Annotated in this window: 13 protein-coding genes and 1 tRNA gene; 10 read left to right on the forward strand and 4 right to left on the reverse strand. The window is 47.6% G+C overall.

Features of this window, described 5'->3' with window-relative positions; all coding sequences use genetic code 11:
- Window positions 1-9 precede the first annotated feature (9 nt).
- The 4 genes from KUA46_RS06000 (at window position 10) to KUA46_RS06015 (ending at window position 2,884) form a co-directional block, all read left to right on the forward strand.
- Window positions 10-900, forward strand: a complete 891-nt coding sequence (locus KUA46_RS06000) for a helix-turn-helix domain-containing protein (protein ID WP_218434332.1) — start codon at window positions 10-12, stop codon at window positions 898-900.
- Between the two features lie 90 nt (window positions 901-990).
- Window positions 991-1,749, forward strand: coding sequence for a carboxymuconolactone decarboxylase family protein (locus KUA46_RS06005; protein WP_022121776.1), 759 nt, complete (start codon window positions 991-993; stop codon window positions 1,747-1,749).
- An 11-nt stretch (window positions 1,750-1,760) separates the two neighbouring features.
- On the forward strand, window positions 1,761-2,441 hold the full coding sequence (locus KUA46_RS06010; protein ID WP_218487099.1) for a DNA alkylation repair protein: 681 nt from the start codon (window positions 1,761-1,763) through the stop codon (window positions 2,439-2,441).
- A 2-nt stretch (window positions 2,442-2,443) separates the two neighbouring features.
- Window positions 2,444-2,884, forward strand: coding sequence for a ribonuclease H (locus tag KUA46_RS06015; protein WP_218487100.1), 441 nt, complete (start codon window positions 2,444-2,446; stop codon window positions 2,882-2,884).
- 319 nt (window positions 2,885-3,203) lie between these two features.
- On the opposite strand, the gene KUA46_RS06020 is transcribed toward KUA46_RS06015, so the two are convergent.
- Window positions 3,204-3,278, reverse strand: a tRNA-Arg gene (locus KUA46_RS06020).
- 240 nt (window positions 3,279-3,518) lie between these two features.
- Between KUA46_RS06020 and KUA46_RS06025 the strand changes: the two genes are divergently transcribed.
- From KUA46_RS06025 to KUA46_RS06045, 5 genes are all read left to right on the forward strand, one after another.
- Window positions 3,519-6,752, forward strand: a complete 3,234-nt coding sequence (locus tag KUA46_RS06025) for a S41 family peptidase (protein WP_218487101.1) — start codon at window positions 3,519-3,521, stop codon at window positions 6,750-6,752.
- 311 nt (window positions 6,753-7,063) lie between these two features.
- Window positions 7,064-8,017 (forward strand): signal recognition particle-docking protein FtsY, encoded by a 954-nt coding sequence (gene ftsY, locus KUA46_RS06030; RefSeq protein WP_218487102.1) that lies wholly within the window; start codon window positions 7,064-7,066, stop codon window positions 8,015-8,017.
- Window positions 8,018-8,020: 3 nt separating this feature from the next.
- The gene (rimO, locus tag KUA46_RS06035; RefSeq protein WP_218487103.1) at window positions 8,021-9,322 is read left to right on the forward strand and encodes a 30S ribosomal protein S12 methylthiotransferase RimO; all 1,302 of its coding nucleotides are present in this window, start codon (window positions 8,021-8,023) and stop codon (window positions 9,320-9,322) included.
- 57 nt (window positions 9,323-9,379) lie between these two features.
- On the forward strand, window positions 9,380-9,670 hold the full coding sequence (locus KUA46_RS06040) for an HU family DNA-binding protein (protein ID WP_006846479.1): 291 nt from the start codon (window positions 9,380-9,382) through the stop codon (window positions 9,668-9,670).
- Window positions 9,667-11,196, forward strand: coding sequence for an HU family DNA-binding protein (locus KUA46_RS06045; protein ID WP_218487104.1), 1,530 nt, complete (start codon window positions 9,667-9,669; stop codon window positions 11,194-11,196). The genes KUA46_RS06040 and KUA46_RS06045 overlap by 4 nt, the downstream gene beginning before the upstream one ends.
- A gap of 80 nt (window positions 11,197-11,276) precedes the next feature.
- Here KUA46_RS06045 and KUA46_RS06050 read toward each other — a convergent pair whose 3' ends face one another.
- The 3 genes from KUA46_RS06050 to radA form a co-directional block, all read right to left on the reverse strand.
- On the reverse strand, window positions 11,277-12,401 hold the full coding sequence (locus KUA46_RS06050; RefSeq protein WP_218487105.1) for a redoxin domain-containing protein: 1,125 nt from the start codon (window positions 12,399-12,401) through the stop codon (window positions 11,277-11,279).
- A gap of 75 nt (window positions 12,402-12,476) precedes the next feature.
- Window positions 12,477-13,130: a 7-cyano-7-deazaguanine synthase QueC gene (gene queC / locus KUA46_RS06055; protein ID WP_006846476.1), complete on the reverse strand. Its 654-nt coding sequence runs from the start codon at window positions 13,128-13,130 to the stop codon at window positions 12,477-12,479.
- A 51-nt stretch (window positions 13,131-13,181) separates the two neighbouring features.
- A complete protein-coding gene (gene radA, locus KUA46_RS06060) occupies window positions 13,182-14,666 on the reverse strand; it encodes a DNA repair protein RadA (RefSeq protein WP_153086536.1) in 1,485 nt (494 codons plus the stop codon).
- A gap of 324 nt (window positions 14,667-14,990) precedes the next feature.
- Here radA and KUA46_RS06065 point away from each other — a divergent pair, with 324 nt between their 5' ends.
- The gene (locus tag KUA46_RS06065; protein ID WP_022121786.1) at window positions 14,991-16,238 is read left to right on the forward strand and encodes a phosphoglycerate kinase; all 1,248 of its coding nucleotides are present in this window, start codon (window positions 14,991-14,993) and stop codon (window positions 16,236-16,238) included.
- The last annotated feature ends 118 nt before the right edge of the window (window positions 16,239-16,356 follow it).

A 16,356-nucleotide genomic window follows, 5' to 3' on the forward strand; every position in this document is an offset into this window, starting at 1 on the left:
CTTAGGATTATGAAGGAATTATTCTTTAATACGATACAGGAGTTCAACGACTACATTGGGGTGAAAACGCTTCATCCTCTGGTAAGCATTGCACGTGTAGAGAACACCTCTCCGATACAGGAGGCTGTGCACCATTACGGACTTTATGCCCTCTTCCTGAAGGAAAACAAGGGCTGCAAATTGTCATACGGCAGAACAGAATATGATTTTGACGAGATGACCGTCACCTCGTTTGCTCCAGGACAGTCGGTTAAAGTAGAACCTAATCCAGGAGTACCGCTTGCCAAATATACGGTATTGGCTTTCCATCCCGAGTTGCTCAACCGCACCCAGCTTGGCAAGAACATCTCCCGCTATGAGTTCTTCGACTATACAAGCAACGAAGCACTACATCTATCCGCTGCCGAGGTAAACATCTTCCGTGACGTGCTCTCAATGATCAAGCAGGAACTCGAGCATCCTATAGATAGACATTCGCGTGAACTCATCGTTTCAAACATCGAGTTGCTGCTAAACTACTGCCTGCGCTTCTACGACCGACAGTTTATTACACGCGAGGAGATTAATCATTCGGTGGTAAAGAAGTTCATCTCTCTGCTCGATGAATACATTGTCCGGAAAGCGGAGCATGAAGGGCTACCTACCGTAGCCTACTTTGCCGACAAATGCTGCTATTCTACCAAATATTTCGGTGAATTAGTCAAGACAGAGACTGGCAGAACCGCCAAGAGTCTGATCAACGACCGACTGCTTTCTGCAGCCCGCCAACTACTTGTAGATGAAACCTTAACCATTACGCAAGTCAGCCAGCGCCTCGGCTTTGAATATTCTCAGCACTTCGTCCGCTTTTTCAAGGCGCAGACGGGAAAGACTCCAAGCGAGTATCGCAAAACAGCATAGATATGTAGATATAATGATGTATATATAGAATAACTGTTATTTTTAATACATTGAAGATGTTCCTGAAGAAGAATTTAAAAATATGATACAATGAAGAAAATAGTACAGACAGCAGGGCGCACCCAGCTGGGTGAGTTTGCCCCGGAGTTCGCCCACCTCAACGACGACATTCTCTTCGGAGAAGTATGGAGCCGCAATGACCTGCTTTCATTGCGTGACCGCAGTTTGGTAACAATCACTTCGCTCATCAGCCAAGGAATCACCGACAACTCGCTGAAATATCACTTGCAGTCGGCAAAGAACAATGGAATTACCCGCACGGAAGCAGCAGAGATTATTACTCACATCGCCTTCTACGCCGGTTGGCCAAAGGCCTGGGCTGCCTTCAATCTGGCAAAGGAGGTATGGAATGAAGATGTGAAAGGAGAAGACGCCAAGGCTGCTTTCCAGCGCGAGATGATATTCCCTATTGGCGAACCCAACACCGCTTACGCCAAATACTTCAAAGGCAACAGTTATCTGGCACAAATATCTGATAGTCAGATACCTTTCTTCAACGTTACCTTTGAGCCAGGTTGCCGCAATAACTGGCACACGCACCACGCTACAAAGGGTGGCGGGCAAATGCTGGTAGGCGTAGCCGGACGTGGCTGGTATCAGGAGGAAGGAAAGCCTGCGCAGGAAATCCTCCCCGGCACAGTCATCCATATTCCTGCCAACGTGAAGCATTGGCACGGTGCAGCAAAAGACAGCTGGTTTGCCCACCTCGCCTTTGAAATTCCTGGCGAGAACACATCCAACGAGTGGCAGGAGGCTGTGAGCGATGAGGAATATAACAAGATAAAATAACAATAAGATTTATGACTTCACTTCAAGAAAGACTGTTCGCCATGCAGGATAAGCAGTATGCTGCTTTCCAAGCCAAACTGACACCGGGAGTGCCTGTGGAGAGTTTCATAGGCATTCGTGTGCCTGTGCTTCGCAAGTTCGCAAAAGAATTTACAAAAAAGGCTGAATGCGAGGAATTCCTTCATCTGCTTCCTCACGAATACTACGATGAGAACATGCTTCACGGTCTCCTCATTTCCGAGGTGAAGGACTACGAAGAATGCATTCGTCTTACAGACAGTTTCCTGCCTTTCGTGGACAACTGGGCAGTGTGCGACATCATGTCTCCGAAGGTATTTGCCAAACACAAGAAGGAACTGTTGGCGAAGATTAAGACTTGGAGTAAATCGTCACACGTTTATACTTGTCGTTTTGGAATAGAGACACTTATGTCTCATTACCTGGATAAAGACTTCAAGGCAGAATATCTTGAAATTCCTGCATCAGTAAGGAGCGAAGAGTATTACGTAAGAATGATGGTAGCCTGGTTCTTCGCCACCGCCCTTGCCAAGCAATGGGACCAGGCGATTCCCTACATCGAGCAACACCGCCTTGCTCCCTGGACGCACAACAAGACCATCCAAAAGGCCATCGAGAGCTACAGAATCACGCCCGAACAGAAGGAATATCTGCGGACATTGAAGATAAAATAATTATGACACAAGATACATCAACATATTACGTTTGGATAGGTGGCTCATGTGATTATGACCATAAAGAGCGAGCTGGTGGTGCAGCCGTTGTGATTGAGCATAACGGCAATATCATCAGCCGTAATGTAATCAGCGACCTACACACCACGGAATTCCGCATGATGCTAACCCTCATGGTGAAAGTAATGCAGGAAATACCGGAAGGTTCCGACATTTTCTTCCTGACCAACGCTGCCTATATTCAGAACTTTGACAAGACTCCAACGGCTAAATCAGCCAATCCGGACTTGATCATTCAATGCATCGAGGTAAAGAAAAGGCACAACTCAGTCGGAGTCAAAATCGTGCAATACCACAAGAGCCCATTGCTGATAGAAACCCATGACATAGCTACGGAAGCAATGGCTAAGATAAGGAAGGAATTTCATCAGAAAAACAAATGAATGTTTAGGGCCATTTTCCGGTCATTAAGGTCATGGTCATTAAGGTCATTAAGGATTTCAACTTCTCTATTCTGGTAACACATTAGCGCTTTTTGATAACACATTTGTAACACACATGGATGATTTCTCAATACGTCAAATTCATAACATATTGATTAATAGCCATTTACAAAAAGAGTATATAAAAGAGGAATAAGTGATAAAATATATTTAAAAACAAAAAAGAACAACAGAGATAAGTACCTATGAATAAGTAACTTACTACTATTGTTCTCTCACGCTATTTTTGTACAAATAAGTTTCATTTTGCCTATTATAGTGATTCCGTTGGGGTTCGAACCCAAGACCCACAGCTTAGAAGGCTGTTGCTCTAATCCAACTGAGCTACGGAACCAACACTTTTAAATCGCAAACCAGCTAACCAATAACGCAATCAGCCACTTTTCTTATTTGCGGCTGCAAAGGTACATATATTTTTTGAATACACCAAACTTTTTCTCACTTTTTTCTTTTTTTATGCTTAAATATCGCAAAAAATAACTACCTTTGCATCCGTTAGGAGCAAGAAACAGCATTCTGGCCCCGAAAGAGAAGAGATTTTTATAACGCATATTCAAACATAAAACATACGCAAATGAAAAAGTTAATCTTTTCAGTAGCCCTGCTCTCAGCAGCACTCTCTGCCAGCGCAGAAGAACATCCGCTCTGGATGCGCTACCCAGCCATCTCGCCTGATGGCACTACCATCGCCTTCGCTTATAAAGGCGACCTCTACAGTGTTTCTGTCAACGGCGGTGAAGCACGACAGCTCACAACCCATGCAGCCTTCGATTCGCATCCTGTATGGAGCCCTGACAGCAAGAAAATTGCCTTCCAGTCTAACCGCGAAGGAAGTCTCGACATCTTCGTAATCGATGCAAAAGGCGGTGCTCCTACCCGACTCACCACCAACAGCGGCAGCGAAACACCTATCGCCTTTGCAGACAACGACCATGTGCTCTACTCTGCCAGTCTGCAGCCTACAGCCCAGAGCATCATCTTCGGCGACAACACATTCCCACAAGTATATAAGGTAAGCACCAAGGGCGGAAGACCGGAACTCTTCTCTACCCTCACCATGGAGAATATCAGCATCGCCAAGAACGGCGACATTCTCTACCACGACAAAAAGGGATACGAAGACCCTTGGCGCAAACACCAGAAATCACCTATCGCTCGCGACATCTGGCTGAAGAGCAACGGTAAGTTTGCCAAGCAGACTACCTTTGCCGGCGAAGACCGCTCGCCAGTATGGACATCAGACGAGAAATCATTCTTCTATCTGAGCGAGCAGGACGGCACATTCAATATCTACCGCCGCAGCCTCAAAAGTTCAAGCGACAAGCAGATTACCCACCACAAAGGCAATCCGGTAAGATTCCTCACTGCATCCAGCGCCGACCTGCTCTGCTACGGATATGATGGCGAAATCTACACCGTGAAAGAAGGTGGAGAGCCTCAGAAGGTGAACATCTCCATTACAACAGATAACGATGCTCCAAGCCTCGTACGTCAGATTAAAAGCTGGGGAGCTACAGAGATTTCCGTTTCGCCAGACGCCAAGGAAGTGGCTTTCGTGATGCATGGCGACGTATACGTAACTTCTGTAGAATATACCACTACCAAGCGCATTACCGACACACCGCAGCAGGAGCGCGACCTGAGCTTCTCGCCAGACGGCAGAGCCCTGGTCTATGCAGCCGAGCGCAACGGCGTATGGCAGATTTACCAGTCTAAAATCAAGAACGAGAAAGAGAAGAACTTCACCTACGCTACCGATATCGAGGAAGAGCAGCTGGTGAAAACAGGCATTACATCGCAGTATCCGCAATACTCTCCTGACGGCAAGGAAGTGGCTTTCTTCGAAGACCGTGCAGCACTCCGCATCATCAATCTGAAATCGAAGGAAATCCGCACCGTGCTCGATGGCAAATACGTCTACTCTTACAGCGATGGAGACATCGCTTTCGAATGGTCGCCAGACAGCAAATGGCTCCTTTCAACCTATATCGGCAACGGCGGCTGGAACAACCAGGATATTGCGCTGGTAAAGGCTGACGGCAAAGAGGTTCACAACCTGACCAATTCCGGCTACAGCGACAGCAACGGCAAATGGGTGCTCGACGGCAAGGCAATGCTCTTCCAGAGCGACAGAGCCGGCTACCGCAGTCATGGAAGCTGGGGAGCAGAAGACGATGCCTACATCATGTTCTTCGACCTGGACGCCTACAACCGCTTCAACATGAGCAAGGAAGAGATAGAACTGGCTGACGCCAACAAGGACGAAAAGGAGAAGAAGGAAGACGAGAAGAAGGAAGAGGCAAAAAAGAAAGCTGACGAAAAGCAGAAGAAGACCGGAAAGATAGAGGTGGAAAAGGTAAAGCCACTGGAGCTGGACATCGAAAACTGCCGCGACAGAATCGTACGCCTCACCGCAAACTCTTCGCACATGGGCGATGCTGTGCTCTCTAAAGACGGCGACAAGCTCTACTACCAGGCAGCCTTCGAGGATGATTACGACCTCTGGCAGCACGACCTGAAGGACGGCTCTACCAAGCTCGTGATGAAGGGCGTAGGCCAGGGCAACCTGCAGACCGACAAGGATGTGAAGAACCTCTTCATCTGCAACGGAAGCAGCATCAAGAAGGTGGATCTGAGCGGATTCAGCACCAAGGATATCAGCTTTGAGGCTAACTTCAATTATAAGCCAGCCGAGGAGCGCCAGTATCTCTTCGACCACATATGGCGACAGGTGAAAGACAAGTTCTATGACCCTAAGATTCATGGTGTTGACTGGGAAGGTTACCGCAAGACCTATGAGAAGTTCCTGCCTTACATCAACAACAATTTCGACTTCCAGGAGATGTTGAGCGAAATGCTTGGCGAGCTGAACGCTTCGCATACAGGAGCCCGCTACTACGCTTCGAACAGTGCGTTTACCACCGCCAACCTGGGAGTATTCTTCGACCCTCAGTACCAGGGCGACGGCCTGAAGATTCAGGAGATTATCAAGCGTGGTCCTTTCGATGTGAAGAATACGGGCGTTACAGCCGGCAGCATCATCGAGAGCATCGACGGCGAGGAGATTAAAGCCGGAATGGACTACTTCCCATTGCTCGACGGAAAGGTTGGCAAGAATGTACGCCTCGGCATCAGAAACGCCAAGGGCAAGAAGATGGAGGTTACGGTGAAGGCTATCTCTCAGGGCAAACTCAACAACCTGCTCTACAAGCGATGGGTAGACCGCAACCGCGCTTTCGTTGACAGCATTTCGGGCGGACGCATCGCTTATGTTCACGTTAAGGCGATGGATTCGGAGAGTTTCCGCACCGTTTACAGCGAACTGCTGAGCGACAAGAACCGAAACAGAGACGCTGTAATCGTAGACGAGCGCCATAATGGTGGCGGCTGGTTGCACGATGATCTCTGCACCCTACTCAACGGCAAGCAGTATCAGGAGTTTGTACCTCACGGTAAGGTAGTTGGCCGCGATCCGTTCAACAAATGGGTGAAGCCATCTTGCGTCATGATCTGCGAGAATGATTACAGCAACGGTCATGGTTTCCCATGGGTTTACAAGGAACTCGGAATCGGCAAGCTGATTGGTGCTCCTGTAGCAGGAACCATGACAGCCGTATGGTGGGAAACGCTGATGGACAACACGCTGGTATTCGGTATTCCTCAGGTAGGCTGCCGCGACATGCGTGGCGTGTTCGGCGAAAACACCCAGCTGAACCCAGACATTGAGGTTTACAACAGTCCGGAAGATTTCATCAATGGCCATGATACCCAGCTCGAAAGAGCCGTAAAGGAAATGATGAAGAAATAAACAGAACGCCCTGCAAGGGTCCAGAAGCCAAACCACTTCTGTCCCTTTGCAGGGCGATTTGTTTTTGTATCTGACAACATTATTTATTAAACCTTATTAACCCACAATATCGGCGAAAACTCTTCCATCATGACATAAAACCCTCTAAATCTTTACTTTTTTTCTCGAAAAGGGCGAAAAAGCAAGTGAAAAAGCCATAAAATAAAAAAAAATGAGTATCTTTGCAGAAGATAAGCTGCACTCGGCAATTTGAAAGCAAGTTTTCATTGCGCTCGTTTGCATTATCTTTGCAGAAGATAAAAAACAAAATTATGGGATTATTCGGATTATTCAGCAACAAAAAGAAGGAAACTCTCGATAAGGGACTTGAAAAAACCAAGGAGAGTGTGTTTGGCAAACTGGCGCGCGCCGTTGCCGGAAAGTCTACCGTCGATGATAATGTGCTCGACGATCTCGAAGAGGTACTCATCACTTCAGACGTAGGTGTAGAAACCACGGTCAAGATTATCCGCCGCATCGAAGAACGTGTGGCCCGCGATAAATATGTTTCAACCAGCGAGCTCAACCGCATTCTGCGCGAGGAAATCGCCATTCTCCTCTCTGAGAATCACAGCGATGACCTGGCAGACTGGGAACTTCCTGCCGACCATAAGCCTTACGTTATCCTCGTAGTAGGCGTAAACGGCGTGGGCAAGACAACCACCATCGGCAAGCTGGCTTACCAGTTTAAGAAGGCTGGCAAGAAGGTTGTTCTGGGAGCAGCCGACACCTTCCGTGCCGCTGCCGTAGAGCAGATTTGCATCTGGGGCGAGCGCGTGGGTGTGCCTGTAGTGAAACAGCAGATGGGAAGCGATCCGGCAAGCGTGGCGTTCGACACCCTGCAGAGCGCCAAGGCAAACGGCGCCGACGTGGTGCTCATCGATACGGCAGGCCGACTGCACAACAAGGTGAACCTGATGAATGAGCTCAAGAAAATAAAGGAAGTGATGAAGAAGGTAATGCCTGAAGCACCAGACGAGGTAATGCTCGTGCTCGACGGAAGTACCGGACAGAATGCATTCGAGCAGGCTAAGCAGTTCTCTGCCGTTACCAACATCTCCTCGCTCGCCATCACCAAGCTCGACGGAACCGCTAAGGGCGGCGTTGTCATCGGCATCAGCGACCAGCTCAAGGTGCCTGTAAAATACATCGGACTGGGCGAAGGTATGGAAGATCTGCAGCTCTTCAACAAGACAGAATTCGTAGACTCGCTCTTTAAAAATTAGAAAATGAAGAAAAATCAGATAGATATTATTACCCTGGGCTGCTCGAAGAATCTCGTAGACAGCGAGTTGCTGATGAAGCAGTTTGAGGCAAACGGCTACCATTGCGTTCACGATTCAAAGCGCCCTCAGGGCGAGATAGCCGTCATCAATACGTGCGGATTCATCGAGGATGCAAAGCAGGAAAGCATCGACACCATCCTGGAGTTTATCCAGGCTAAGGAAGAAGGCCGACTCAGAAAGCTCTACGTAATGGGCTGCCTCTCGCAGCGCTACCAGAAGGAACTGGAAGAAGAAATGCCTGAAGTGGATAAGTTCTACGGCAAATTCAACTACAAGCAGCTCCTGCAGGAACTCGGCAAGGCGGAAGTTTCATCCTGCAACGGCCAGCGTCATCTCACCACTCCGCACCATTATGCCTACATCAAGATAGCTGAGGGCTGCAACCGCCACTGTGCCTACTGCGCCATTCCTATCATCACCGGCAAGCACGTTTCCCGTCCGAAGGAAGAGATTCTGCAGGAGGTGCGCGAACTGGTGGCAGAAGGCGTGAAGGAGTTTCAGATTATCGCTCAGGAACTCACCTACTACGGCGTAGATATTGACGGCAAGCATCATATTACCGAACTCATCAGCGAGATGGCTGATATTCCGGGCGTGAAATGGATTCGCCTGCATTATGCTTATCCAAACCAGTTCCCTATGGATCTTCTGGACGTGATGCGCGAGAAGCCAAACGTATGCAAATATCTCGACATTGCCCTCCAGCACATCAGCGACCACATGCTCACCAGCATGCATCGCCACGTAACGAAGCAGGAAACCATCAATCTGCTGAAGGCCATCCGCGAACGCGTGCCAGGCATTCACATCCGCACTACGCTGATGGTTGGGTTCCCAGGCGAGACAGATGAGGATTTCCACGAGCTCCTCGACTTCGTACGCGAACAGAGATTTGAGCGCATGGGCGCCTTTGCCTACTCTGAGGAAGAAGGAACCTACAGCGCCACCCACTACGAAGACAACGTGCCTGCCGAGGTAAAGCAGCGCCGGCTGGACGAACTGATGATTCTGCAGCAAGACATCAGCTCTGAGATTGAGGCAGATAAGGTGGGCAAAACCATGACCGTTATCATCGACCGCAAGGAAGGCGATTACTACATCGGACGAACAGAGTTCTGCTCTCCGGAAGTAGACCCTGAGGTTCTGATCCGTGCCGATGAGAAGCGTCTGCGCGTGGGCTGTTTCTATCAGGTAGAAATTACTGCAAGCGAGGAATTTGACCTCTATGGCAAGGTGGTGAAATAATCATTCTCTCCCCCATAGCCTGGAGTTTAAGAAATTTTGACTACATATTAAATAAATATGAACAATAAGGAATACATCGCTGAACTGGCTCAGCAAACCGGCTATTCGCAGGAAGACACCCAGAAGTTGGTGCGCAAGGCGATAGACGCTATGATTGCCGAGTTTGAGGATGGAGAAGCTGTCTCTATCCCCAATTTTGGCACCTTCGAAGTGAAGAAGCGCATGGAGCGAGTGGTGGTTAATCCTACTACCAAGAAGCGCCAGCTGGTGCCGCCTAAGTTGGTGTTGGGTTTCCGACCGGTTGCTTCGGTCAAGGAAAAACTAAAGAATGGAGGGGATGAGCAATGAGCAAATTCAGTTTAAATACACTCGGAAAACTGCTGGCAGATAAGAGCGGTCTGAGCCAGGTGGAAGCAGAACTCTTCATCCGAAAGATGTTTGATGTGTGCAACCAGGGACTCGAAGCCGACAAGCAGGTGAAGATAAAATGGCTGGGCACCTTTAAGGTACAGGCCACGAAAGACCGTGAAAGCATCAATGTGAACACGGGCGAGCGCTTCACCATTGAAGGCAGAGACAAACTCACCTTCACGCCTGACAACATCCTGAAAGAAATCGTGAACAAGCCATTCGCCCAATTTGAAACGGTGGTGGTAAATGACGGCGTAGATTTCGATGAAATAGATGAGAAGTTTGGAGAAGAACAGACAGAAGATGCTCCTGCACAAGTAATCGATTTTCTGGACGAAGAAAAAACTGCAACTCCAAATCCGGAGGCTGTCGTAAACGGATCTGAAAAGGAAAAGGAAAAAGAAGCCGAAGACGAACTGGCAAAGCAAATTGCTATTGAACAAGCTAAACTGGAAAGATTAAAACAAGCTCAACTGGAGCAGGAAAGAATACAGAAAGAAAAGCAAGAGCAGGAAAGGCTGGAACAGGAAAGACTTGAGCAGGAGAAACTTGAACAGGAAAGACTGGAGCAGGAAAGACTTGAGCAGGAAAGACTGGAACAGGAAAGACTGGAGCAGGAAAGACTGGAGCAGGAAAGACTGGAGCAGGAAAGACTTGAGCAAGAAAGACTTGAGCAGGAAAGACTGGAACAGGAAAGACTTGAGCAGGAAAGACTGGAGCAAGAGAAGCTTGAATTAGCCCAGCAACAGCAAGCCCTGAAAGCAGTTGTTGAACCCGCAGTACCTGCATCAGATGAATCTGAAGATGAAGAGGAGGAAGAAGAATCTTCCAATTCTCATCATATTGTTATTCCTCGCTATCTGGTCGTTGCAGTCTGTCTCATCGTAGTAGCTTTGATTGGCGGAATGGGATGGTTTGCCTTCAACTATGGTCAGATGACTGCCCAGCGCGATCATCTAGCCATGCAGCTAAACCAGTATCATCAGGCTCCAGCCAAGAAAGTCCCAGCCAAACCAGTTGCCGCCCCACTCTCTCAGGAACAGAAACTCCGCCAGAAAGCGATGGAAGACAGCATCCGTATGGCTAAAACTGCAGAAGCAGTAAAACTGGCTGAAAATTCGGATGAGGAAAGTGCTAACGCTGAAAAAGCTAAGCAGACTGAAGCAAAAGCTAAGGCTGAAGCGAAAGAAAAGGCTAAAGATAAAGCCGAAGAAAAGGCTACTTCGAAAATAGCATCATCCCAGTTTGACAAGGATGCTCGCGTACGCACGGGAGCTTACCGAATCATAGGAGTTGCCCAGACCGTTACGGTTGGCGCCGGTCAGACCCTCGAACAGATCAGCACCCGCTATTTAGGTTCTGGCATGGAATGCTACGTAGAAGCCCTGAATGGTACAAGCACCGTAAAAGCCGGACAGAAAATCAAGATTCCGAAACTGGAATTGAAGAAGAAAAAGAAATAAAATACTGAACAAACAAAAAATCGCCCTGTAAGAGCAAATGTAATTTTGCACTTACAGGGCGACATTGTTTTATATTAACATTACTTGCCCAACACTTCATCAAGCAAAGTGTAGAAAGCAGGATCCTCACCAACGATGGTCTTGATTATCTTACCGTTAGCATCAATCACAATCTTAGTAGGGAAACCCTGAACAGCATAGTCGCTGAGAACCTTACTGTCCTTAGGATTGTAAACATGAATCCATGGCAACTGATGCTTCTCAACAGCAGCCTTCCACTTAGCCTCTGTATCATTACAATCTACACCAAGAATTTCAAACTTGCCCTTGTACTTCTCGTAATACTCCTTCATCTTAGGCATTCCCTTGATGCACCATCCGCACCATGAACCCCAGAAGTCGAGAACTACAATCTTGCCGCGAAGACTGGAAAGCTTGAAATCATTTCCCTTAATATCCTTCAGCGTGAAGTCAGGAGCCTCAACACCGGCAGCCTGCACCTTCTTTGCCTTCTCCTCAGCCTCAGCACGCTTCTTAGCCATATCAATCATTGGCTGGTAGAAAGCCTTCATTCTGCCGTTCTTCACATTCTCAGAGAGCAAGCCCAGCAGTTTCTCCATCTTGCTGACATCATCAAACTGCTCTATGATAGTAGCACAAGCCTCATAATCAGGATGCTGTTTTACGAAATCGAAAATCTTATCGTCCTTTGCCTTTTGCAGGGCAGGAGCCTTCTGCTCATATTCTGCCATGATGCTCTGCTGGGTCTCACCATTCTTGATTCTCTGGTCCAGGGAAGCTTCGTAATCTCTCAACTCCTTATTAGCATTCTCCAGCAGAACATCTACTTCATGATACTGCTGATAGAACTTAGAACCCGAAATATCGAAGCGGGTCTTTGCATCGCCCTTAACTTCAGCCTTCTCGCCAGGAACACAAGGCAGGTTGAACATAAACTGACCTGCACCACGATAAGCTTCAGGTGAGAGGAAAACGTATCCGGCTGCCTTATCAAGGTCTGCAGAATAGGTAAACTTGCCATTCTTCACCAAAACCGTATCCATCTTAACATTTCTGCCCTTGTAAACAAGTACAGAATCGGAATTGAAATTCTTCAAATCCACCTTCAACTGGAAGTTGCTCTTCTGAGCCATCGCAACGGTTGATGCAAGCATCAGAGCCGCAGATAAAATCGCTGTTTTCATTTTCTTTTATTATATTTATTCTGATTACACCTTATTATATATAGGGAACGAAGAACGCCTGGTTCGTCGTCATCCTTATTCTTCATACTCGGTAGTATCCTCAATACCCGCCTCGGCCAAAGCCTCCTTGCGCTCAACGCAAGTTCCGCATTTGCCACAATGCTTCTCACCACCCTTATAGCAGCTCCAGGTTTCAGCATAATCAATGCCCAACTTCTTACCTATCTCCGCAATCTGCCCTTTGGTAATATTCGTATAAGGAGCCACCACGCGCACATCAACGAACGTTCCTGCTTCAGCAGCCTCATCTATCGCCTTGATAAACTCCGGACGGCAGTCTGGGTAAATCGTATGATCGCCACCATGGTTAGCGATGAAAACTTTCTTCAGATTATTACTCTCAGCAATGCCGATGGCAATGCTCAGCATGATTCCATTACGGAAAGGAACCACCGTACTCTTCATATTATCATCAGCATAATGACCTTCAGGAATCGCATCGGCACCTTCAAGAAGAGAACTCTTGAAATACTGATGCATGAAACCCAAATCTATCGTAATATGCTTGATTCCCAAACGCTCACAATGCATCTTGGCGAAAGGAATTTCACGCTCGTTATGATTACTTCCATAGTTAAAACTGATACCCAGGGCTATCTCGTCCTTCTTGTCATAGAGCAGCGTGATGCTATCCATGCCGCCGCTCACAATGATTACTGAATCCTTCATTTTACTTTGAACTTTGAATTTTGAAATTTGAACTGTTTGATTACTATTACTTCACCCGAACAGGCAGCGGAATGCTTCTTCCACCTTCCTTACGGGATGAATTTCTATCTTATATTTCTTATGGTCGAAACCATGATTGTTGTACTTCGGAATGATGATGTGCTGGAATCCCAGTTTCTCGGCCTCAGCAATACGCTGCTCGATACGGCTCACCGGACGAACCTCACCGCTCAGACCTACCTCGCCTGCCATACACCAACCTTGCTCGATAGGCGTGTCAACATTGCTGCTTAATACGGCTGCCAATACACTCAAGTCCATGGCAGGATCGGTTACTCTCAATCCTCCGGCAATATTCAGGAACACGTCCTTCTGCATCAGTTTGAACCCCACACGTTTCTCTAGAACCGCCAGGAGCATGTTCAAACGGCGCTGGTCAAAACCAGTTGCCGAACGCTGCGGAGTTCCATAGGCTGCTGTTGAAACCAAAGCCTGCGTCTCTACCAGAAACGGACGGACACCCTCGATGGCTGCGCTGATGGCAACACCCGAAAGCCCGTCATGATCTTCAGTAAGCAGCAACTCTGAAGGATTGCTCACCTGTCGGAGTCCGCCTTGCATCATCTCATAGATTCCCAACTCAGAAGTACTTCCGAATCGGTTTTTGATGCTTCTCAAGATGCGGTACATGTAATGCTGGTCGCCCTCAAACTGAATCACCGTATCTACGATGTGCTCCAGAATCTTTGGTCCGGCAAGCGTTCCCTCCTTATTAATATGTCCTATCAGAATAACCGGAATGCCACTCGTCTTGGCAAAACGGAGCAGGGAGGCTGCACACTCACGAACTTGGGAAACAGAACCCGGCGAACTGTCTACTTCTTCCGTAGCAATAGTTTGGATAGAATCTATAACTATCAGTTGTGGAGCCACTTCCTGAATATGGCTGAAGATTTTCTCCAACTGCGTTTCACAGAGGACCGTAATATGATCAAAGGCTCCTTCTGATGAAAGAGAAGCCGTTTTCAGAATGTCTGCAGAAGAACCCTCTCTGAGCATCGCCTGTCCTTTAGCCAACCGGTCGGCACGGAGTTTAATCTGATGGGCACTTTCCTCTCCGCTCACATACAGGATGCGGCGGTCAGTCATGTTCAGAATAGTCTGCAAGGTGAGCGTACTCTTACCGATTCCCGGTTCACCGCCCAGGAGCGTAATGCTGCCAGGAACCATTCCGCCACCCAGCACACGATTCAGCTCCTCGTCCCTCATATCGATGCGCGGTTCATCAATCGCAGAAATATCGCGAAGCTTCATCGGCGCAGCATCATGCTCGCTGTGCTGCCCGCCAAACATCGTGGCAGCCCCACCATGACGCATGGTCATTCCGGCGTTCTTCGCAGCCTGCGATCCGGAATCAGCAGCAATACGAATTTCCTTAAATGTATTCCATTGTCCGCAGCTAGGACATTTGCCCATCCATTTGGCACTTTCCTGTCCGCAATTGCTGCACACAAAAGCAATTTTATCTTTCGCCATTTTATCTCATTTATATGTAATAACGTTTTAACTGCGCACAAAGGTACTATTTATTATCGAAAAATCCAAAAAAAAAGTAATTTGTTAAGAATATATTTCATTTCTCTCCATTTTGTTTAACAAATCAGGCAGAAGGAAGCGCAAAACACGAATTTTGCAAACCCGATATAGCAAACAGACGATTTCATCTACTAAAAATCATAAAAACCGCTACTATATTTTGCTGATTCAAATATAATTTGTATCTTTGCCTTCGGTTTTTGAAACCAGCAGAAAGGTTTAGAACAATAAATTAGTACATAAACTAAATAAAATTTAGGTAAAATGAAAATTGAAGATTTTAACTTTGCCGGTCACAAGGCAATCGTGCGCGTTGACTTCAACGTGCCATTGGATGAAAATGGTAATGTAACAGACGACACTCGTATCCGCGGTGCCCTTCCTACATTGAAGAAGGTACTTGCAGACGGCGGTGCGCTCATCATGATGAGCCACATGGGTAAGCCAAAGGGCAAGGTTAAACCAGAGCTTTCTCTCTCACAGATTGTTAAGAACGTATCAGACGCTCTCGGCGTAGACGTTAAGTTCGCTAAGGACTGCGGTAACGCTGATGCTGAGGCAGCTGCCTTGAAGCCAGGTGAGGCTCTCTTGCTCGAGAACCTCCGCTTCTATCCTGAAGAGGAAGGCAAGCCAGTTGGCGTTGAGAAGGGTACTCCAGAATTCGATGCTGCTAAGGCTGAGATGAAGGAGCGTCAGAAGAAGTTCGCTGCCAAGTTGGCTTCTTACGCTGACGTATATGTAATGGACGCATTCGGTACAGCTCACCGCAAGCACGCTTCTACAGCTGTCATCGCTGATTCTTTCGACAAGGATCACAAGATGCTCGGCTTCTTGATGGAGAAGGAAGTTAAGGCTGTTGACGCAGTTCTCGGCAACATCAAGCGCCCATTCACAGCTATCATGGGTGGTTCTAAGGTTTCTACTAAGATCGGTATCATCGAGAACCTGTTGACTAAGGTTGACAACCTGATTCTCTGCGGTGGTATGACTTATACATTCTCTAAGGCTCTCGGCGGCAAGATTGGTATGTCTATCTGCGAGGATGACAAACTCGACGTTGCTCTCGACGTAATCAAGAAGGCTAAGGAGAACGGTGTAAACCTCGTACTCGGCACAGACTCTATCTGCGGTGACGACTTCAAGAACGACTGCAATACTCAGGTTTGCCCATCTAACAACATCCCTGACGGTTGGGAGGGTATGGACGCAGGTCCTGAGACTCGCAAGGCTTTCGCAGCTGCCATCAAGGGTGCCAAGACTATCCTCTGGAACGGTCCTGCAGGTGTATTCGAGTTCGACAACTTCGCTGGTGGTTCTAAGGCTATCGCTGACGCAATCGCTGAGGCTACTAAGGAAGGTGCATTCTCACTCATCGGTGGTGGTGACTCTGTAGCTTGTATCAACAAGTTCGGTTTGGCTGATCAGGTATCTTACATCTCTACAGGTGGTGGTGCTCTCCTCGAGGCTATCGAGGGTAAGGTATTGCCAGGTGTAGCAGCTATCGAGAAGTAATCTCATGTCAAAAAGAAAGCCATTTGTAAAAAGGGCTTGATTTTTTACAAGAAAAAATAGGTTGGAGGGCATCCTATGTGATGTCCTCCAATTTTCAGTTTTAACTGAATCCCCTAAT

It is taken from the genome of Segatella copri (genome assembly GCF_019249765.2).
Classification (GTDB): Bacteria; Bacteroidota; Bacteroidia; order Bacteroidales; family Bacteroidaceae; genus Prevotella; species Prevotella copri_K.